We start from the raw sequence: 19,575 nt of genomic DNA, 5'->3' as shown, positions 1-19,575 counted from the left end.
GGGCTTAATTTTAGAAATAGATAAACGTAGAGCGATGAATCTTCTTAATTTTGAAATTAAAGCCCATACTAAAGAATGGAAAGTAATATTTAAAAGTGATAGTTCTCATTCCAATCTTCCTATCACATTTACTTTTGAAAAACGAACAGGCAAAGTATAAAAATAAAAAGAGTTATTTTCTTTGAAAAATAACTCTTTTTATTTTACTTACTCCAAATCTTTCTCCCCGCTTGGGCATCAATATAACGAATTTCCCGCCTACAATTAAAAGGTTCTTTATGTTTTTCATCTGTCGTTTGTTTGTAAAGTAGTTTGTATTTCGTTTCCTCTGCATCATGATCTAAAAACCATTCTAATTTAACTCGGATAGCCTCTCTGTACATTTCTAACGCTTTTTCTTTAGTTACTTTTGGTGTTATTTCATATGTGAGCAATTCTTTTATAAAGTTGCTAGACTCCCCCGAGTAGTGCATAACAGCACCATTTTCTGCATTGATGTTAATCATAAATTGGTTATACTCTGCCGGAATATCATTTATATATACAGAAAAGATAAATCTTTCAATCCCATCTTCTGCTTCTTCACGTTCCTCCCAAAGACGCAGATATTGTGTGATATCTGGAATAACTCGTTCTAAAAATTGAAGTGCTCTTTGTAAACATTCCTCTCTAGACAGTATTTGCTTTACTTCTTTATCATCTGTCAGTTTTATAAAACCAGTTAATTCATTGGTTAATTTATCAATTTTAACGCTAACTAAATTATTATATTTCAACATCGGTAAATGCTTTTTAAAGAATTCATTCATTAAATATGGATCCTTCTCTTCTTTCTGTTTTTGTAATTCCTCTTTCGGAACAAATTTCATCCTTATTTCATCATCATTTTCTGTCTCATCTACTTTTGTAAAACCTTCTTTATTCCAGTCAAATAATTCGAATACGTCACCTCGTTCGTTACCTTTTTTCGATTTTTCAACAGCTATAGCCGAAGGCAATTTATAATGATCTGGTCCAAATAAATCTTTACCTGTACTTGCATCAATAAACGCATGACTAGGCTCTGGTTCATATACAAGATGGTACCCTTTTACTTCTTCCCCGCTTTCATACTCACATGAAGAGTATGTTAAATCTACAAATACAAGTCTCATATCTTGTCTAGCTTTCAAATTTTCTAAAACGATATTCTCCTCAACAATTTCACTTGGCCATAACGGTTTTTTCTCTATAGCTTTTTGTCCATTGTAATGAAAATGCACAACATTACCTGAAGAGTGCACTCGCACAACGCACCCTGTATTCGGCAATGGATAGCTATTCACTTCTTGCATATAATTTACTTCTTTCCAACCGCGCCTGTCGTCCTTAACCGTTACATATGTATAGAATTCATATCCTTCTTTTGTATATTTTTTCAAGAACGCATTTGCAATCTCTCTTGCCTTCTTCTCCTCTATCGCTTCCTTGCCACTTGAAAAAGGATTTTCATCATCTATCCTAAATTCAATTAAATTACCAGTATGTCTATTCAATGTAATTTGTATCGTTCTCTCCTGATCCTCTTTATGCTCCCACCATAATAGATGATACGGGTCATCAACCCCTTCTTGATCATCTACAACAAGACTATATTCATCTGGAATATTAATAATATGAGCCACTTGCTCTTTTCTTTCTTTATCTTTTTGATTCATCATACCGCTCCCTTTATTACAATTTAAGGTAATTATAACAAACAAAACCAAAGAACTATAAAAAAAGACTAGAGATATCTCTAGTCTTCTACTTCGTTTCACGATGTAACGTTACTCGCTTTAATCGTGGACAATATTTTTTTAATTCGATGCGTTCTGGATTGTTTCGTTTATTTTTTTTAGAAATGTAATTACGATCACCGCACTCCGTACAAGCTAATGTAATATTTACACGCATATTTAATTCTCCTTTCTTTCAAAAATCGCAACTAAAACGTAATGATTACGATTTATATATTATAAAACTTCATTCCATTTGTCAATTGCAAAAACAAGAAGATTCCATTTAGAATCCCCTTGTTTTTATAGTTAAATAAATTTTCTCCCGCATTAACGGGCAGTAAGACCCCCACTGATTAAAAGTTTCACTTTATTAAAACGATTCGTATGTAACAAACTCACTAATCGGCTTTCGATATCCTCGTGGGCGAGTTTTAGTCGTATCACTTTTTCCTATCGTAATCATTAAAACAGGTACTATATGCTCCGGCATATTCAATTCACTTTGTACTGCTTTTTCATCGAAACCAATCATTGGACATGTATCATAGCCATAATATTTAGCTGCGTACATAAAAGTCATCGCGCTTAACGAAGCATTTCTAATCGCTTCATCCTCCATGAAACGCTCTCCTTTTCCTTCATATAAACCTTTCGTTTGCCTAATTGTATCTTCATATTCACATTCATCAATCATTTTTAAAACTTTCATACCGAAGTAAATATTTTCAACATTTTGGTATGCTTTTTTATCACCACAAACGAGCACTACCGCTGATGCACTCGATACTTTATATTGACCAAAAGCTAATTCTTTTAATCTTTCTTTTCGCTCTTGATCACGAATTACAACATAATGTGTGTGCTGCAAATTATAGCAAGATGGAGAAAGCTTAGTTAACTCAAATATTTTTTTAAAATCCTCATCAGAGATTTCTATACCTTGTATAAATTTCATTGCAGAACGTCTAGCAATTGCTAATTCTTCAAAGTTCACCATATATCCTCCTCGATAACTGTAAATTTAAATATACATTAATTTATACGAATAGATAAATCAAATAAAAACACTTTAAATCCGAATAATAATTATGATTAACAGCAAAAAAGACAAAAAGCTGAAACAATTAGTTCATACGAAATTCACACGAATCTATTACTATAGAAACTATACATAGTGAACTTATTAACAATCACGTTTATTTATATAAAATCTTACTCGAAAGGAGTTGAAAGTATGAAAACTAAATATCGCTTTATGATCTCATCATTTGCTGCTTGCGCTTATATGATTTGGTATTTAGTATAATAACGACCTCACTTGCAAATAGGAAAAGGTGTGTATATAAATGGAATATAATCAATCAACAGTTAACTACTGGAAAGCTTTTGTATTACCATATACATTTGCTTTAGAAGAGTTAAAAACTAAATTTGAAATTATGAACCGGGAAGCTCAATTTCTAGAGGATTACAACCCGTTTGAACATATAAAAACAAGACTAAAACAACCTGAAAGTATTATTAAAAAACTAGAGCGCAAAAACTTATTACCAACAGTTGAAAATGCTCAAACACATTTACAAGATATTATTGGTATTCGTATTACATGTTGCTTCGTAGAAGATATCTATCATTTGAAAGAAGTCATTCAAAAACGCGAAGATATGGAAGTCATAGAAGTAAAAGATTATATCGCTAACCCAAAACGAAACGGATATAAAAGTTTACACATGATCATTAAATACCCTTTATCACTAAATTCTGGTACAAAAGATGTATTTGCAGAAATTCAGTTACGTACACTGGCAATGGACTTTTGGGCAAGTTTAGAACACAAACTTTATTATAAATATGAAGGGAAAATACCGGAGTATTTAAAAGATGAACTACATGATGCAGCAATGAAAGCTGAAGATCTGGATAATAAAATGGCCACAATTCGTCAAGATATTGATGATATTGAGGCATGTTCAAATCAAATTATGCTACCACTATAAAAAAAGGTTCTCGCCAATGAGAACCTTTTTTCTATCATTTTTGGGAAGTATGACTCCACACTTATTAAAGTTTCACGTTATTTTTTCTCTATTGTTCGAACCTCTTCAATCTTCCATTTATCCTCTTCTTTTCCAAGGGCATACTGTACTTTCTTTTGAAGAGTAATACTGTCGTCTACTTCCTTTTCTTTCGTTTCAACAATAACATACCCTACTTTACTAACTTTCATATCTATATGTTCCAATTCAATTTTCTTATTTCCCTTTTGAAATGCGGCTTCTTTTTGTGTTTTTAAGTCTTCAGCACTAGGCATCTTCTTTGAAAATAACTCCATATGTTCTGCAAGATTTTTTTCATTCGTCGTTCGCACAAATGTATGAATAACATCTTGAATAGATCTCTCTTCTTCTTTTGTTATTTGTACCTTTTCCTCAGTTTTTTTAGTAGTAGATTTTTGTTCTACGTTATTCTCTTCTTGTTGACATCCAACTAGTAGTACTACAAACACTAAAAGGAATCTTAATTTTCTAAATAATTTTTCCATATTCCCAACTCCTAAAAAGAAAAGTGAGGCATTCCGCCTCACTTTCGCTCTTAATTAGCGTCTTCCTTTATTCGGATCACCGCCACCAACAATATCAAAGACACGTTTCGCTATATTTGTATTCTCTTGAACGCCAGAGAACAAGTATTTACCTGGACCAAATGCATACACGTTCACATCTTCCCCTGTATGTCCACCTGTTGTCCAGCCTGTAACCGAGCGCTTATTGAAAATATCTTCAATTGCATTATCAATCTTTGTTACATCTTTTGACGGGGCTATATCATTTACGGCTTGAATTTCTTCTGGAGTTAATTGTAAATCAATATACTTTTTCAATGTTTCTTCTACATTTGCACCTTTTGTAATCTCATTTGCCATAAAGTCTGGTGTGCGTTTTGCAGCTTTAATTGGATCTACTTTAAAGTTATACTCGCCATTGGCACCTAAAGATAAGCCACCAGTAGCGTGATCTGCCGTTGCAACAACTAACGTATTTTTATCTTTTTTCGCAAACTCAATCGCTGCTTTGAAAGCTTTTTCGAAGTCTTCCATTTCACTCATTGCACCAACGATATCATTATCATGTCCAGCCCAGTCGATTTGACTTCCTTCCACCATTAAGAAGAAACCATTTTTATTTTTGTTCAAACGCTCAATTGCTGCATTAGTCATTTCTTCTAATGAAGGTGTTTTCTCATTGCGGTCAATCATTTTATCTAATCCACCTGGTGCAAATAAACCAAGAATTTGATCATTTTTATCATTTAACAATTGATCTCGATCCGTTACATAGCTATAACCAGATTTCTTAAACTCTTCTGTAAGATTACGATCTTTTCTAACAAAGTTCTTTACGCCGCCGCCAAGCATAACATCTACTTTATGCTTCCCTTTAATTTTCTCATCAAAATAATCATTTGCAATTGCGTCCATATTTTTACGGCTAATGTCATGCGCACCGAAAGCAGCTGGTGTTGCATGTGTAATTTCAGAAGTTGCAACGAGTCCCGTTGATTTCCCTTTTTCTTTCGCTTGCTCAAGAACTGTTTTCACTTCCGCTTTATCATTATCAACTGCAATTGCAGCATTATATGTTTTAATCCCTGCTGACATAGCTGTTGCTGCCGATGCAGAGTCTGTAATATTTTCATGTTCATCTTCTGGGTATGTTTTTTGTGTTCCTACAAGATGCTTATCAAATTCTGTAGATTCCATTTCAAAGGTTCTTGGATTATCTTTCATATAACGGTGAGCCGTCATATATGAAGGGCCCATACCATCCCCAATTAATACGATCACATTTTTAATCTTTGCATTGCTTCCGTTCTCATCTGCATTAACCTCACTAGAACGAGTAAAATTCCATGTTGCTACCGAAGTAACTGCTAATGATGCCACAACTGCAAATGGCCATGCTTTTTTCACAAACTTTTTCACTGTCTTGTCCCCCTAATTAGGTTATTCATTTCCCACTATCAAATTTAATGGAAGACTATTAAGAGAAAATTAGCTGCATGTAAATTTTTTGTTAACTTATGTAAATATCAGTTATAATTTGTATAAGTTTGTCTTTTTGTATCAATCATTCCGCCCTTTACAATTTAAATATAAACAAGTTGGATTTCATTTAACGTAAATCTCTTTTTTTACATTTTGACTCTATTTTTATGAAAATAAATAGAAATGCGGTGAGCCTTTATGAAAATAGTAAAGCTAAATGAGTCTTTTATTTTTGAATTACTTAATCTTTGCAAATCTGTTGGATGGTTACACGATGAGATTTTTATGAAAAAACAATTCGAAATGTATCTTTCTATCGGCACACTTGTAGGTTACATTCATGAAAGCAAACTCATTGCGACTGGAGGAGTATTTCCCTTTACAAGTAACTTTGCTTCCATTGGTATGTTAATCGTTCACCCTAATTTTCAAGGACGCGGAATAGGGCGCATGTTGCTAAATCATTGCTTGGAACAAATTCATCCAAAACAACCCATTGCACTTATTGCGACAAAAGCTGGCGAACCTCTATACACATCATGCGGATTTCAAACAGCAACAACGATTCATCGTTTTGAAAAGCAAACTATTAAGACGTACCCTTCTCACTTACAACAAGTACAAGAAGAAGACCTTATATCTCTTACTTCTCTGGATCAAATTGCAACTGGTATGAATCGTTCTCTACTTTACTCTTTGCTATTACCAAGGGCCGTACACTCTTTTAAAATTGAAAGAAATAACTGTATAGAAGCTTTTTCATTATGCATACAAAAGGGCAATATATTATGTATCAATCCACTTATCGCCAAGCAAGAAGAAGATGCTATCCAATTATTAAAAAAGATATGTGAATGTTGGAAGGGTATAGTACGAATTGATGTTCCACACTCACAATTTACATTTCGTCAATTTCTTCAAACAGAAAATTTCCAAGAAACGCTCCTTTCACCTCTTATGATAAAAAATGGTAGCCAACTTCCTGGAAATCGTAATATGCTATTTGCTATGATAGATACAGCGTTATGTTAGAAAGGAGACACCTAATTGAAGCGATTTAGCTATTTTATGGTAGGTTGTCTTACTCTTACACTATTAGTAGGATGTAGTGCAGCAGAAAAGCCAGTAGAACAAGTAAAACAAGTTAAAAATACAATTACAGCGAAACTAGCTACCGAGGAAAAAATGGTAGAAATAGATGGTCAAACCATTTACTTTAAAAAGATTGGTAATGAAAAACCACCTTTACTTATGATTCATGGCTTTGGAGGGTCATCAGATGGTTTTCAAAAGATTTACTCCGATTTAGCAAAAGATCATACAATTATTTCTGTAGATGCTTTAGGATTCGGGCGCTCATCTAAGCCAATGGATTTTTATTATTCTTTTCCAACTCATGCAAATTTGTATTATAAATTAATGAAAAAACTAGGGTATGATTCATTCGCAATACTGGGGCATTCCATGGGGGGAGAAATTTCTCTAAATTTAACATATTTATATCCTGAAACAGTTACTCACCTTATTTTAACTGATGCTACAGGTGGTCCTCATACATTCGTTAATAAACAAGGCTCACCAAAACCACAATTGTCGACTGATTTAAATGCCGTTTCTTCTATTACAGATTATGATGAAAGCAAAGTGAAATTCAAACGTAATGATGAAGAGCATTATAATAAAATGAAATTATGGCCTAGACGTCTTAAAATTAATGCAAATGAAATAAAACAGCCAACTTTAATTATATGGGGCAGAAATGATAGTAGCGTTTCCTGGAAAGAAGGAGAAACGTATCATCAATTCTTAAAAAATAGCACTTTACATATTATTGAAAAAGGTTATCATGCACCATTTCGCCAAGAACCACAAGAATTTGTCGGGTATGTAAAAGATTTCTTTAAGAACAATCCGATTAAAGTTGAAAAATAACATAAACGGGTATCTCAAAATGAGATACCCGTTTTCATATATTAAGCAGCTTGCTTTTGGCGTTTTGGAGTTTTTGATCCTAATACTTTCGGGATAACGAAGCCATCCATTCCAAATTTCCCAGCGTTCATACCGGAAACAAGAACAAACATAGATAAGATAACCATCTCAGGGTTCACACCAATTGACCCACTAAACATATAGGAAAAGTTCATTACAAGACCAAAAAAGACCGCTGTTTTTGTTAAACAGCCTACAATTAAACCAATTCCGACTAAAATTTCTCCCCATGTTACAAGTGTATTAAACAAATCTACATTTGGAATTGCAAATTCTTGTAAGAATGATGCCCACCAAGATTGAACAGCCGGTTGTGCACCTTTAGATTTTTCAATTGCCCCTTGCAAATAACCTGTTGCATCGAATCCTTTTCCTTGTAGTTTACCGATTCCAGCCATTAACCATGTGTAACCAAGATATACTCGAATTACTGCTAATGCAAAAGAAACTGCTTTGTTTTCTCTTAAAAATTGAATAACCATATCTTCCTCCTAAAGTTGTAATTAAGTTAGTTACAGATAATATAATAACATTAGTTACTTATTTTTCAAACGTTAATTATGAATAATCTGTGACATGCGTATGAAACATTAAAAACTAAAGTTTATATAGTAACTTTTATTACCTGTAAAAACTTGAACATATCATACCACAAGTGATAACCATTTTCATTGAAAAAAACGTAAAAAAAATGTGAGTTAAATGTGAAACACGTTTATTCGAATATAGAATAAACGTGTTTCACACTAATTATAGAATCGAAATGTATATGTCTCCTCATCAATTAAACTCGCTTCTTGAAACGCTTCTTCTAACGTTTTCCCATGGTTAATAACCCCATAAAATAAGCGTATAGTAAACATAAGTGCTGCATTTCCATCTACATAATCAATCGATCCAATATATGATTTCGCACCACTATGTAAAAAAGATTTTGCTAGATTTTGCTCCCCTAACGTACACCCGCTATTTACAATATGTGTATTATGCAATTTTGCATATTTATAAATTTCTTCTGTACCAAAATACCCTCTCGGTTCATCTTGTTCATATACTTCTTCGCCTAACTCTTCTATGACAAACTTCCCTTCTTCACCATGAAAGCAAAAAATAATATAATTAATATTGTTAAATAAGTTCTTTCCAGAAAGAACTTCCACAAAATCTTTCGGTCTACCAATCCAATATGTCACAACCCTTGCACCAAAATATTCAAGAGATGCTCGAATTGATTGCGCTTCTAAATCCGAATTAAAACCAACTACTAATGCAATATTCAACATACAACCCCCATCCTATAATCAGCCCTTATCAATCAGAATTTTATGGGATAAATCCATTTCATATATGCCCGTTTCTTTCAAAAAATCTGATCTAGTTAAAACGACTTTCTGGTAAATCCGTTGTATGTTCACCTTCACCATGCCGAACAAAAACGATTTTCATATTCAGCCTCCTCTTACTATAAAATCCTCACACATATTTCTTCCCTATTGCATTCTTTATTCCTGCTGTATAAAAACCGATATGTAAAAAACATTTGACACTAATATTTATAAAATATTACAATATTACATGTAAAATACTTTTTACACCGAAAGGAGAATTACATATATGAAATGGATAATTGTCTTTATTGGAATGATTGTATGGGGATATATAAACGGCTTCTTTAGTAGTGATCAAACTGCTAATCCCTGGATTACAGATGATGAACGTGAAACAAAAATTAAACAAAAAGCAATTACGGCAAGCTGGTCCGGTGTTTTTATGTTTTGTACCATTAGCCTCTTAAATAAATGGTTAGGTTTAAGCACAAACGATAAATCACCGTACTTACCAGACCCTATCGCAGCTATTTTAAAGGAAAATGTAGAGTTACAAGTTTTACTCATGCTATTTGTTATGTATGGAATATTTTACTTACATTATCGAAGAAAATTAAGTGCCTAACTTCTAACTCATGATTATCCTCCTAAATGGTTATAGTAATTAGGACGAAATGAAAGGAGCGATAGAAAAATGAGTAACTCGAATGAATTTTTAGATACACTACATGAAAAACAAGCAAAAGATGAACAAAATAGAAAGCGCCAAGGGAACGGAAACCCAGCGAAAAAAAAGCCAAATAAAACGCATAAATAACAATAAAAAACTGCCTAAAATGATCTTTTAGGCAGTTTTTTATTGTTATTTCACCGAGATGACATTTTCCCAATTCCATTTCTCATAATACCACGCTGGTACATCTATATTTTCAATCCACTTCTTTTCCTGTTTCCCATCTTTATGAGCAAGCCATACATCCGCTTTCTTACGGTCTGAACGTATCCAAATTAATTGATTACTCTTCTTCATGAAGATCGGGTGGTAATCCCCTTGCTTGTTCTTTTTCTTTGTGATTTGATGCTGTGCATTACTTGTACTATCGACCTCATACAAAGATGGTAGTGGCCTTTTTTCTGGTGGAGTTTCTATCCCTGCCTCCTTTGCTCGTGAAACGATAATTACTCTATCGTTCTTCCATACAAAATCCCAATCAACATATCCTTTCGGCGTAAATATGTTCTGCTGAAGTGCTGGCAATTCCTTTACTTTTAAATGCTTATTTTCTAATGCAACTCTTCCGCTCCCTTCAATATAAGCTAATATATTTTTTGATGGTGCCCATTGAAACCATTGTGCGTTTAGTAACATTTGATCTACTTTTTCAAACCGACTGCCATCTGCACGAACTAAGCAAAGCGTATTACTATCAGCTGACCATGAAGCTGTCGGTACTGCTAAAAATGAAATCCACTTTTGATCTGGTGACCACTTAAAGCCACTTGCTACTAGCGCTAGGAAATCATCATGTTCATTTGGCAATGCATACAAATGCTTCATTTTGTGAGGATTCATATGTGCATCTTTTTGCACTTCATATAGCTGAGCCCCTGTCCATCCTGTTGGAAGTAAGTGCGCTTCAGAGGATACAAGAAAGTTCTTTCCATCGGGGTACCATGCATAATCCCCTACACCAGCCGATACATTTTCAAAATCTGCATTCTTTTTTTCTACATCAAATGTATTTAATGTACCTGTAAATATAAATGCAATTATATTTTCTGTTGGTGACCATTGATAATTCGATGCTTCTGAGTGAAACGGCGTAACTTTCTTTCCATCTTTCAGCCGATATAACTCAAGAATATTTTGTTTCTTCCCTTTTACATATGCCAGCCATTCTCCATCATGTGACCACTTTGGCCCTATTATGTTCTCTCCTTTTGTAAGTTGTTTTTCTTTCCCCTCAACTTTAATCCAAAGGTTATGATGACGAATAAAAGCAACTTTCACACTATTATTTTCTGCGCTAGTAATAGTGATAGAACACAAAAACATAAACAACACTACACTACCACTTACTATTAGCCTTTTCATACCATCACTCCATTTCCCTCATAGCATTCCTCACTTTCTTCCTACAATATGTGAAAAATATCGATTCGACATAATCAGAAAAAATTTCCCAAGAAATTTTCAATTCATAGAGGATTGGTATGAATTATGTCGAAAGTATAGTTTAGCCAACATTTATATTTATAAGTTATAACTAAAATGTAAGATTTAATTTCTGAATATTGGCACTTTTTTATTAGGGGGAGTATCAATGAAAAAAACTACATCTACACTATTAAGCATGGCGCTTGTCTTTTCTAGTTTTGGAGCTTTAAGCGCTCATGCTGAATCACTACAAAAGGAGAAGCAATTTAGTCCACAATTAAAAACAACGATTGAACAGTGGGGAGAACATAAAATTGCTCAAAATGTTGAAACGAAAACAACAAAAGAAATATCAGTAATTGTAGAATTGCAACATGCACCTCTCGCTGCTCAAAGTAATATTCAGCATGCTCCAGATTTACAAAATAGTAATGCTCAGTCTTATCATGCTGAGCTAAAAAAAGCACAAGAAGATACGACTAAGAAAATAAAAGAAAAAGCACCTGGTGCAAAAATTAAAGAAGTGTATAATACGTTATTTTCCGGATTCTCTATTTCAGTTCCTGGAGATCAAATTACCTCTCTTGCCTCTTTACCTGAAGTAAAAGCAGTCTATCCGAACTTAACATATAAATTGCATGAAACATCAAAAAGTACTACTAACGAAGAAGCACCAAATATCGGTGGACCGACAATTGGTGCACCTGAAGCGTGGAATTTAAAAGATCCATCTAGCAAACCGCTTGATGGAAAAGGCATGAAAGTAGCCATTATCGACTCTGGCGTAGACTATACACACCCTGACTTAAAGGCAAATTATATCGGTGGATATGACACGGTTGATGAAGATAGCGATCCAATGGATGGTAACGTACATGGTACTCATGTAGCTGGAATTATTGCGGGTAATGGAAAAATTAAAGGCGTTGCTCCAAACGCTTCTATTCTAGCCTATCGTGTAATGAATGACGGTGGAACTGGTACAACAGATGATATTATCCAAGGGATTGAGCGAGCGATTCAAGATGGTGCGGATGTGTTAAACCTCTCCCTTGGGCAAGATTTAAATGTACCTGATCAGCCTGTAACATTAACGTTAGAACGAGCAGCGAAACTTGGTGTTACTACTGTCGTTTCAAATGGAAATGACGGACCAAAACCTTGGTCTGTTGATGCTCCCGGTAACGCAAGTAGTGTCATTTCTGTTGGAGCATCTACGGTTTCTATCCCGTTTCCAACATTCCAAGTAGCTGGTTCCAGCAAAACATATCAAGGGTTACCGTTATCAAAATCCGATTTTCCAATAGGAAATGATTCCCCTCTTGTATATGTTGGTTATGGCAATCCAAGTGATTATGCAAAACAAGATGTGAAAGGGAAATTCGCACTTATTTTACAAGGTACTTCTAGTACATTAGTAAAAGCAGAACAAGCGAAGCAAGCTGGGGCACTTGGTGTGTTATTAATCTCTAACGAAAAAGAAATTAATATGATGCCGGAATATTTTTCACGTGAACATCTGGCTATCCCAGTAATGCAATTATCAAATACAAATGGGGAAGAATTAAAAACTTTAATCACAAAACGAAAGAAAAATATAAAAATTGGACAACCAAAGCAAACAGAACTTATCGGTAACTTTAGTTCAAGAGGACCATCACAAGGAAGTTGGCTAATAAAGCCTGATGTTGTTGCACCTGGAGTACAAATTACTAGTACAGTACCGCGAGGCGGCTATGAATCGCATAACGGAACAAGTATGGCTGCTCCGCAAGTAGCTGGAGCGGTTGCCCTCTTGCGTCAAATGCATCCGGATTGGACGACAGAACAATTGAAAGCGGCTCTTGCTAACAATGCAAAAACATTACATGATGTCAATGAAAATACATACCCTGTTATGGCACAAGGATCTGGTTTAATTAACATTCCGAAAGCAGCTCAAACAAATGTATTAGTAAAACCTAACAATGTCAGCTTTGGTCTTATTAAGCCAAATAGCGGAAAAGTAAAACTGACGCAAAATGTTACATTACAAAACCTTTCTAGTAAAAAGAAAAGTTTTTCAACTCGTGTGGAATTACTAGATGCCAACACAAAAACAAAAGTAAAAGCTTCTGTCCCTTCATCGATTAGCATACAACCGAATAGTAGTACCGAAAAACCATTTACTATCACGGTAGATAGCTCACTACCACAAGGTGTGTATACTGGAAATGTATATGTAAAAGAACAAGGGGCAAAAGAAGAAATTCGAATTCCATTCACATTTAGTATCGATCCTAAAGATTATAAACGTATCGATGGACTTGAAATTATTAATTCTACTTTTAGCCCAAGTGGCGACCACGTACTAGATGATAATCTCATCAACTACTATTTAGTTGCGCCTGTGGATGATGTAACATTACATGCAAATTTAGTTACGAAAGAACGTGTAACGTATCAAGGGATTATCCATCAAGCTAAAAATGCAACTCCTGGATACAAACCTTTCAAATGGAATGGTACAAAAGCAGATGGCACTCCTTTAGCTGACGGGCTATATCAAATCGAAGCAGTTGCTTCTAATTCTGGTGGAGAAACAAAACAAATAGCTGCTGTATTTCTTGATCGAACTGCACCTAAGTTAACACACGAAGTTGACCAAGAAAATCTCGTAATTAGAGGAAAAGTTGATGATATTCTACTAGATTGGATGTCAGAATCTGGTTGGATAGCACCCGGTATTCCAGTGAGAATGCAATATGAAATTAACGGAAATGGTGTATGGGAACAGGCATTCCTGAACCCTTGGGAGAAAAGCTATGACATTTATTTCGATCGCACTCAATTACACGAAGAAAAAAATACTATTCACATTGTAGCAACTGATGCAGCTGGCAATACCTCTAATTTAACTGTTAATTTAGAAGTGAAATAAAGTGAAGCCTTAATCAGTAGAGATTTTGTTCATCCCCACTGATTATTAGCCTTCACCAATCGGGGGTTACGGGCAGTTATTCTCCCACCGAATTTTGAGGTAGGAATTTTACTGCTCATTAACACGGGATAAAAAATTTTTGTTGACAATTTTTTTAATATAGTTTTATAATACAAAACATAGTTTAGTTTAACGAATTATATATCGGCTTTGAAGGAATGCTAGTAGCGACTTATATCACTGTCCCAGAGAACTGATGGTTGGTGCGAATCAGTACATATACAAGCGTGAATTACAATTCTGGAGCTTCTTTCCCGTAATGCTTTTTATGCATGAAGAGAAAGACGGATCTTTCCGTTATCGTAAAGTGAGTGGTAAACAATTAGTTGTTTACAAATAGGGTGGTACCGCGATTTTTATCGTCCCTATCGGATTTTCCGATAGGGACTTTTTTGCATCCATCCTCTTACACAATTTCATATATACGCGTTGAAAGAATCGCAGTAGTATCTTATATCCCTGTTACAGAGAGCTAATGGTCGGTGGAAATTAGCACATATATAAGTATGAATTACAATTCTGGAGCTTCTTTTTCGTAGTGCTTTTATGCATGAAGGAAAAGACGGAATTTTTCCGTTATCATTAATTGAGATGTAAGTATATTTTCACTTACAAATAGGGTGGTACCGCGATTCTTTCGCCCCTATCGGATTTTCCGATAGGGGCTTTTTCTATTTATCACAGAAACATATGTTAAATAATTCCGAATCTTATGATAAAATTTTATAAGCGCTTACAAAAAATGAAAGGGGGTGATACAAGCTATACGAAATCGATATTCAATTTTATTGAAAAAAAGGAGGATGTCTAAATGACAAAGAAAACAGAAATTCCATCGCATTTAAAACCATTTGTATCCACACAACATTATGATCAATACACACCGGTGAATCACGCTGTGTGGCGTTACATTATGAGACAAAATCATAGCTTCTTAAAAGACGTTGCTCATCCAGCCTATGTGAACGGACTACAATCATCTGGTATTAATATAGATGCAATTCCAAAAGTAGAAGAAATGAATGAGTGTTTGGCACCAAGCGGCTGGGGCGCTGTAACAATTGACGGACTTATTCCTGGCGTAGCATTCTTCGATTTTCAAGGACACGGATTACTACCGATTGCAACAGATATCCGGAAAGTAGAAAATATCGAGTACACACCAGCTCCAGATATCGTACATGAAGCCGCAGGACACGCACCGATTTTACTTGATCCTACATATGCAAAATATGTGAAACGTTTTGGGCAAATTGGTGCAAAAGCTTTCTCTACAAAAGAAGAACATGATGCATTTGAAGCTGTTCGTACATTAACGATAGTAAAAGAAAGCCCTACTTCTACTCCTGATGAAGTTAAGGCTGCTGAAAATGCTGTAATTGAAAAACAAAAGTTAGTTTCTGGTTTATCGGAAGCTGAACAAATTTCACGTCTTTTCTGGTGGACAGTAGAATATGGATTGATCGGAAATATAGATGATCCAAAGATATATGGTGCTGGTCTCCTTTCTTCTGTTGGCGAAAGCAAACATTGCTTAACAGACGCTGTAGAAAAGGTTCCATTTTCTATCGAAGCATGTACAGGGACAACTTATGACGTAACAAAAATGCAACCACAACTATTTGTTTGTGAATCCTTTGAAGAATTAACAGATGCGCTTGAAACATTTTCTAAAACAATGGCCTTTAAAACAGGTGGAAAAGAAGGTTTAGAAAAAGCAATTCGCTCTGAGAACTATGCAACAGCTGAGCTAAATAGTGGATTACAAATTACAGGTACATTTAGCGAGACAATTGAAAACGATGCAGGTGAATTAATTTACATGCGAACAAATTCGCCAACGGCATTAGCGCTTCATAATAAACAGTTAGCGAATCATTCTACTTCTGTACACAGTGACGGATTTGGAACACCGATTGGATTACTTACTGAAAATATTGCATTAGAAAATTGTACAGACGAACAACTACAATCATTAGGAATTAAAATTGGAACTATCGCTGAGTTTACTTTTGCAAGTGGTATTCATGTAAAAGGAACAGTAACAGATATTGTGAAAAATGATAAGAAAATTGCTCTTATTTCCTTTATCGATTGCACAGTTACTTATAACGCCCGCGTTTTATTTGATGCTTCATGGGGCGCATTTGATATGGCTGTTGGCTCACAAATCACTTCAGTATTCCCAGGTGCCGCAGATGCAGCAGCATTTTTCCCAATGGATGAAGAAGTTCAAGAAATTCCTGCTCCGCTTGTACTGAATGAACTCGAGCGTATGTATCAAACAGTTCGAGATATTCGAAGTGAGGGGATTTTACACGACGCGCATATCGATCAATTAGTAGCAATCCAAGAAGTATTAAATAAATTTTATGCGAAAGAATGGTTGCTGCGCCTTGAAGTATTAGAGTTACTTTTAGAGCATAACAAAGGGCATGAAACATCTGCAGCATTACTACATCAACTTTCTACTTTCACAACTGACGAAGCTGTAACACGCCTTATTAACAATGGTCTTGCGTTACTTCCAATAAAGGATGTGAAAAATGATGCTAAGATTAACTGAAGAAGAAGTTCACGAGGAATTATTGAAGGTAGATAAATGGATGGTAAAAGATGAGAAATGGATTGAACGAAAATATATGTTTTCCGACTACTTAAAAGGAGTCGAATTTGTCTCTGAAGCCGCCAAACTATCAGAAGAACATAATCACCATCCATTTATCCTTATCCAGTATAAAGCAGTTATTATTACTTTGTCATCTTGGAATGCAAAAGGTTTAACGAAACTAGATTTTGAGCTTGCAAAACAATTTGATGAACTATTTTTACAAAACGAAAATGCAATTATAAGAAAATAAAAAAGAGAAGCCTTTTTAGGCTTCTCCTTTTATTTGGAAATGGATACAATGTCCAAATGGATCCTCGACTTGTAATATTCCATCTTTGTACGTAGCAATCTTACCAATATTTTTTAAGCTTTCACATACTTGCTCTTTTTGTTTTTCATCCGCTAATACAATTGTGAAATATTTCAAACCAACAGAACCTGGCATTTGCGGTGGTACCCCTTCACCTTGCCATGTATTTAAACCGATATGGTGATGATAGCCACCTGCTGATACGAACAACGCTCCATTACGAGCTGGGATTGTTACTTCAAAACCAAGACCATCAACATAGAAACGTTTCGCTTCCTCTAAATCAGCTACATGGAAATGAATATGCCCCATCACAGTACCAGCTGGAAATCCACTCCATGTACTTCCTTGCTGCAATAATTCTTCACCAGCTAACGGGTTACTAACAAATGGGAGCTCTCCATTCTCATCACGCCAAACTTCTTTTTGTCGATCATGATAAATTTCAATCCCGTTTCCATCTGGATCAGCTAAATAAAGAGCTTCACTAAAGTAATGATCGGCCCCGCCATGTAGTGGATATACCATTTCTACAAGATGACGAAGAACATTCGCTAAATCCTGCCTACTTGGTAATAAAATTGCGTAATGATATAACCCTGTTCTTCCTCTTTGCTTCGGAAAAGCTTCTTTCTTTTCTTCAATGATAAGAAGTGGTTCATCATTTTCATTCCCAAATGTAACGACTGCTTTTTCTTCTTTTAGCACCTTCATACTTAGTACTTCCGTATAAAACTCTAGTGATTTCTTTACATTAGATACGTATAAATGAACAACATCCAGTGTTGTATCGGGATGAAGTTGAAAACTCATCTTGTTAGCCCCCCATTTAAATTAGTTCTTCTTTGACATTTTTTCTTTTAAGAAATTATCTACAAAACCATCAGCTTTTGCAACAAATAAGTATGCACCCATTGCTAATAATGCAAGTTCTAATTCGAAACCAGGATTTTTTCCATCTCCCAATAAACCAGCTGACCATTTCACTTTTACGATTGCTCCAACCATAACAAGTGCAAATAATAATCCAATATATCTTACACCTAAACCTAGAATTAATAATAGGCCTCCAACTAATTCAAATGTTGCTACACCGTATGCAAGTCCTCCTGGTAAACCAATGCTTGTAAACCACCCTGCAATATTGTCAATTCCTGATTGGAATTTTGTTAAACCGTGCATGAAGAATGTTACCCCTAACACGATACGAATAATTAAGTTACCAATATGTTGATTCATTTCTTTCTCTCCTTTATAGTTTTCTTATACAAAACTTTTATTCACATTACAAAACATACACTAATTTTTTTTATTCGTCAATTCATTTCCACTGGGAAAAAATATATTTTTTTTGCTATGATACAAATAGTTGTTTACAAAAAGGAGCTTGATTTTATGAATATTGGTTCTGCAATACGTGAAATTCGTCAACGTAGAGGCATAACAATCGCACAAATTTGTGAGGGAACAGGTCTTTCTAAAGGATTTATGAGTCAGGTTGAAAATAATAAAACATCACCATCTATCTCAACTTTAGAAACGATCTCCAATTTTTTAAACGTTCCCCTTCCCTATTTATTGTTAGAGCAAAAAGATCGATTAAAAATTGTCAAAAAAGAAGAACGGAAATACAGTGTATACGGCAAAGATGAGCAAAGAATTGAACATGTTGCGGAGCAAGGGGGCCTTCGCCTATCTTTAGTAGAAATCCCTACTGGATTCCCGAAAGAAAACTCACCAAATGCCCATGAAGGGGAAGAATGTCACCTTGTATTACGCGGAAAACTAGAAGTTCAGCACGGTGAAGATATTGCAATTGTAGAAGAAGGTGATTCTTTCTCATGGAATGCATGCGTTCCTCATATTGTTCGTAATATAGGAGAAGAAACTGCATTACTACTCATCTCTAGTTATGCGGAAAATCGAAAACGTGTTTACTAAATAATAAAAAAGAAGCCTGCTAAACAGGCTTCTTTTTTATCCCCTTATAATTCCATAACTTGTCCCCACTAGTACAGTCTTTTCGTGTTGATTGCGATAAACTGACTCGATTGAAACTTTTTTATAGCCTTCCATTTGCTCAACATTTGTTAAAGTTAATTCACAAGTGATTGTATCTCCTGTGAAAACTGGTCTAATAAACTCACTTACTAATTCTCTTGCTATGTAATGTAATTCTTCGCCTACTTTCGTTCCAATGCTAGCAGTCAATAAACCATGGACCATTAATCTTCCATTTTCATCATATTCCACATGGTGTCTACCTTTATCTCCGGTAATATTTGCAAATTCAAACACCTCTTCCTCAGTAAATCTTCTTTCATATTTAAATACATCCCCAACTTTTATACTCATTTTTATCCCCCTAATAATAAACAGAATTTTCTTTTA

The 19,575-nt window shown here is 34.8% G+C and carries 20 protein-coding genes and 2 other annotated features; of the genes, 9 read left to right on the top strand and 11 right to left on the bottom strand.

Features of this window, described 5'->3' with window-relative positions; genetic code table 11:
• Positions 1–203 precede the first annotated feature (203 nt).
• From ACQGSG_RS03545 to ACQGSG_RS03535, 3 genes are all read right to left on the bottom strand, one after another.
• Positions 204–1,697 (bottom strand): YcdB/YcdC domain-containing protein, encoded by a 1,494-nt coding sequence (locus ACQGSG_RS03545; protein ID WP_098605430.1) that lies wholly within the window; start codon positions 1,695–1,697, stop codon positions 204–206.
• Between the two features lie 88 nt (positions 1,698–1,785).
• On the bottom strand, positions 1,786–1,935 hold the full coding sequence (gene rpmG, locus ACQGSG_RS03540) for a 50S ribosomal protein L33 (RefSeq protein ID WP_001265617.1): 150 nt from the start codon (positions 1,933–1,935) through the stop codon (positions 1,786–1,788).
• A gap of 195 nt (positions 1,936–2,130) precedes the next feature.
• On the bottom strand, positions 2,131–2,757 hold the full coding sequence (locus ACQGSG_RS03535; protein ID WP_000245985.1) for a nitroreductase family protein: 627 nt from the start codon (positions 2,755–2,757) through the stop codon (positions 2,131–2,133).
• A gap of 349 nt (positions 2,758–3,106) precedes the next feature.
• Here ACQGSG_RS03535 and ACQGSG_RS03530 point away from each other — a divergent pair, with 349 nt between their 5' ends.
• Positions 3,107–3,757, top strand: coding sequence for a GTP pyrophosphokinase (locus ACQGSG_RS03530; protein WP_000456219.1), 651 nt, complete (start codon positions 3,107–3,109; stop codon positions 3,755–3,757).
• A 77-nt stretch (positions 3,758–3,834) separates the two neighbouring features.
• Here ACQGSG_RS03530 and ACQGSG_RS03525 read toward each other — a convergent pair whose 3' ends face one another.
• Together ACQGSG_RS03525 and ACQGSG_RS03520 are read right to left on the bottom strand one after the other, a co-directional pair.
• Entirely contained in the window at positions 3,835–4,302 is a 468-nt protein-coding gene (locus tag ACQGSG_RS03525; protein ID WP_097796377.1) for a hypothetical protein, read from the bottom strand.
• Between the two features lie 54 nt (positions 4,303–4,356).
• Entirely contained in the window at positions 4,357–5,742 is a 1,386-nt protein-coding gene (locus tag ACQGSG_RS03520) for an alkaline phosphatase (RefSeq protein ID WP_325842922.1), read from the bottom strand.
• A 261-nt stretch (positions 5,743–6,003) separates the two neighbouring features.
• Between ACQGSG_RS03520 and ACQGSG_RS03515 the strand changes: the two genes are divergently transcribed.
• Both ACQGSG_RS03515 and ACQGSG_RS03510 read left to right on the top strand, forming a co-directional pair.
• Complete coding sequence (locus tag ACQGSG_RS03515; protein WP_098605428.1) at positions 6,004–6,837, top strand: GNAT family N-acetyltransferase; 834 nt, start codon at positions 6,004–6,006, stop codon at positions 6,835–6,837.
• 15 nt (positions 6,838–6,852) lie between these two features.
• Complete coding sequence (locus ACQGSG_RS03510) at positions 6,853–7,737, top strand: alpha/beta hydrolase (protein WP_325842924.1); 885 nt, start codon at positions 6,853–6,855, stop codon at positions 7,735–7,737.
• 41 nt (positions 7,738–7,778) lie between these two features.
• On the opposite strand, the gene ACQGSG_RS03505 is transcribed toward ACQGSG_RS03510, so the two are convergent.
• The gene (locus ACQGSG_RS03505) at positions 7,779–8,279 is read right to left on the bottom strand and encodes a DoxX family protein (protein WP_000236592.1); all 501 of its coding nucleotides are present in this window, start codon (positions 8,277–8,279) and stop codon (positions 7,779–7,781) included.
• A 264-nt stretch (positions 8,280–8,543) separates the two neighbouring features.
• Positions 8,544–9,080, bottom strand: a complete 537-nt coding sequence (locus ACQGSG_RS03500; protein ID WP_325842925.1) for a delta-aminolevulinic acid dehydratase — start codon at positions 9,078–9,080, stop codon at positions 8,544–8,546.
• 331 nt (positions 9,081–9,411) lie between these two features.
• Between ACQGSG_RS03500 and ACQGSG_RS03495 the strand changes: the two genes are divergently transcribed.
• Positions 9,412–9,750, top strand: a complete 339-nt coding sequence (locus tag ACQGSG_RS03495) for a hypothetical protein (protein ID WP_000871153.1) — start codon at positions 9,412–9,414, stop codon at positions 9,748–9,750.
• A 69-nt stretch (positions 9,751–9,819) separates the two neighbouring features.
• Complete coding sequence (locus ACQGSG_RS03490; protein ID WP_000071866.1) at positions 9,820–9,942, top strand: DUF4023 domain-containing protein; 123 nt, start codon at positions 9,820–9,822, stop codon at positions 9,940–9,942.
• A 45-nt stretch (positions 9,943–9,987) separates the two neighbouring features.
• Here ACQGSG_RS03490 and ACQGSG_RS03485 read toward each other — a convergent pair whose 3' ends face one another.
• Positions 9,988–11,220, bottom strand: a complete 1,233-nt coding sequence (locus ACQGSG_RS03485; RefSeq protein ID WP_325842926.1) for an eIF2A-related protein — start codon at positions 11,218–11,220, stop codon at positions 9,988–9,990.
• 229 nt (positions 11,221–11,449) lie between these two features.
• On the opposite strand from ACQGSG_RS03485, the gene ACQGSG_RS03480 reads away from it, so the two are divergent.
• From ACQGSG_RS03480 to ACQGSG_RS03470, 3 genes are all read left to right on the top strand, one after another.
• Entirely contained in the window at positions 11,450–14,203 is a 2,754-nt protein-coding gene (locus ACQGSG_RS03480; RefSeq protein ID WP_325842927.1) for a S8 family serine peptidase, read from the top strand.
• A 201-nt stretch (positions 14,204–14,404) separates the two neighbouring features.
• Positions 14,405–14,633 (top strand) — a binding site (T-box leader).
• Positions 14,634–14,683: 50 nt separating this feature from the next.
• Positions 14,684–14,911: a binding site (T-box leader), on the top strand.
• 163 nt (positions 14,912–15,074) lie between these two features.
• Entirely contained in the window at positions 15,075–16,829 is a 1,755-nt protein-coding gene (locus tag ACQGSG_RS03475) for an aromatic amino acid hydroxylase (RefSeq protein WP_000163184.1), read from the top strand.
• A complete protein-coding gene (locus tag ACQGSG_RS03470) occupies positions 16,810–17,124 on the top strand; it encodes a 4a-hydroxytetrahydrobiopterin dehydratase (RefSeq protein ID WP_000979538.1) in 315 nt (104 codons plus the stop codon). The genes ACQGSG_RS03475 and ACQGSG_RS03470 overlap by 20 nt, the downstream gene beginning before the upstream one ends.
• Positions 17,125–17,139: 15 nt before the next feature.
• Here ACQGSG_RS03470 and ACQGSG_RS03465 read toward each other — a convergent pair whose 3' ends face one another.
• Positions 17,140–17,997, bottom strand: coding sequence for a VOC family protein (locus ACQGSG_RS03465; protein WP_000009844.1), 858 nt, complete (start codon positions 17,995–17,997; stop codon positions 17,140–17,142).
• A gap of 21 nt (positions 17,998–18,018) precedes the next feature.
• Positions 18,019–18,423 (bottom strand): DoxX family protein, encoded by a 405-nt coding sequence (locus ACQGSG_RS03460; RefSeq protein ID WP_001071553.1) that lies wholly within the window; start codon positions 18,421–18,423, stop codon positions 18,019–18,021.
• A gap of 156 nt (positions 18,424–18,579) precedes the next feature.
• Here ACQGSG_RS03460 and ACQGSG_RS03455 point away from each other — a divergent pair, with 156 nt between their 5' ends.
• On the top strand, positions 18,580–19,125 hold the full coding sequence (locus ACQGSG_RS03455; RefSeq protein ID WP_001020693.1) for a helix-turn-helix domain-containing protein: 546 nt from the start codon (positions 18,580–18,582) through the stop codon (positions 19,123–19,125).
• A 36-nt stretch (positions 19,126–19,161) separates the two neighbouring features.
• On the opposite strand, the gene ACQGSG_RS03450 is transcribed toward ACQGSG_RS03455, so the two are convergent.
• Positions 19,162–19,539 carry a MaoC/PaaZ C-terminal domain-containing protein gene (locus ACQGSG_RS03450; protein ID WP_000025015.1) on the bottom strand — a complete coding sequence of 126 codons (378 nt, stop codon included), beginning with the start codon at positions 19,537–19,539 and terminating at the stop codon, positions 19,162–19,164.
• Positions 19,540–19,575: the final 36 nt, after the last annotated feature.

This window comes from Bacillus sp. GMa5/1, from assembly GCF_050172015.1.
Taxonomy (GTDB): domain Bacteria; phylum Bacillota; class Bacilli; order Bacillales; family Bacillaceae_G; genus Bacillus_A; species Bacillus_A cereus.
The sequence above is the reverse complement of the archived record's forward strand: the minus strand, read 5'-3'. Positions and strand labels throughout refer to the sequence as shown.

What these genes read in the sequence shown, in the direction of transcription:
- ACQGSG_RS03545 (WP_098605430.1), bottom strand. Translation starts at nt 1,697, where the DNA reads ATGAATCAAAAAGATAAAGAAAGAAAAGAGCAAGTGGCTCATATTATT.
- ACQGSG_RS03490 (WP_000071866.1), top strand. Translation starts at nt 9,820, where the DNA reads ATGAGTAACTCGAATGAATTTTTAGATACACTACATGAAAAACAAGCA.
- ACQGSG_RS03535 (WP_000245985.1), bottom strand. Translation starts at nt 2,757, where the DNA reads ATGGTGAACTTTGAAGAATTAGCAATTGCTAGACGTTCTGCAATGAAA.
- ACQGSG_RS03455 (WP_001020693.1), top strand. Translation starts at nt 18,580, where the DNA reads ATGAATATTGGTTCTGCAATACGTGAAATTCGTCAACGTAGAGGCATA.
- ACQGSG_RS03515 (WP_098605428.1), top strand. Translation starts at nt 6,004, where the DNA reads ATGAAAATAGTAAAGCTAAATGAGTCTTTTATTTTTGAATTACTTAAT.
- ACQGSG_RS03485 (WP_325842926.1), bottom strand. Translation starts at nt 11,220, where the DNA reads ATGAAAAGGCTAATAGTAAGTGGTAGTGTAGTGTTGTTTATGTTTTTG.
- rpmG (WP_001265617.1), bottom strand. Translation starts at nt 1,935, where the DNA reads ATGCGTGTAAATATTACATTAGCTTGTACGGAGTGCGGTGATCGTAAT.
- ACQGSG_RS03500 (WP_325842925.1), bottom strand. Translation starts at nt 9,080, where the DNA reads ATGTTGAATATTGCATTAGTAGTTGGTTTTAATTCGGATTTAGAAGCG.
- ACQGSG_RS03450 (WP_000025015.1), bottom strand. Translation starts at nt 19,539, where the DNA reads ATGAGTATAAAAGTTGGGGATGTATTTAAATATGAAAGAAGATTTACT.
- ACQGSG_RS03470 (WP_000979538.1), top strand. Translation starts at nt 16,810, where the DNA reads ATGATGCTAAGATTAACTGAAGAAGAAGTTCACGAGGAATTATTGAAG.
- ACQGSG_RS03495 (WP_000871153.1), top strand. Translation starts at nt 9,412, where the DNA reads ATGAAATGGATAATTGTCTTTATTGGAATGATTGTATGGGGATATATA.
- ACQGSG_RS03465 (WP_000009844.1), bottom strand. Translation starts at nt 17,997, where the DNA reads ATGAGTTTTCAACTTCATCCCGATACAACACTGGATGTTGTTCATTTA.
- ACQGSG_RS03480 (WP_325842927.1), top strand. Translation starts at nt 11,450, where the DNA reads ATGAAAAAAACTACATCTACACTATTAAGCATGGCGCTTGTCTTTTCT.
- ACQGSG_RS03475 (WP_000163184.1), top strand. Translation starts at nt 15,075, where the DNA reads ATGACAAAGAAAACAGAAATTCCATCGCATTTAAAACCATTTGTATCC.
- ACQGSG_RS03525 (WP_097796377.1), bottom strand. Translation starts at nt 4,302, where the DNA reads ATGGAAAAATTATTTAGAAAATTAAGATTCCTTTTAGTGTTTGTAGTA.
- ACQGSG_RS03460 (WP_001071553.1), bottom strand. Translation starts at nt 18,423, where the DNA reads ATGAATCAACATATTGGTAACTTAATTATTCGTATCGTGTTAGGGGTA.
- ACQGSG_RS03505 (WP_000236592.1), bottom strand. Translation starts at nt 8,279, where the DNA reads ATGGTTATTCAATTTTTAAGAGAAAACAAAGCAGTTTCTTTTGCATTA.
- ACQGSG_RS03530 (WP_000456219.1), top strand. Translation starts at nt 3,107, where the DNA reads ATGGAATATAATCAATCAACAGTTAACTACTGGAAAGCTTTTGTATTA.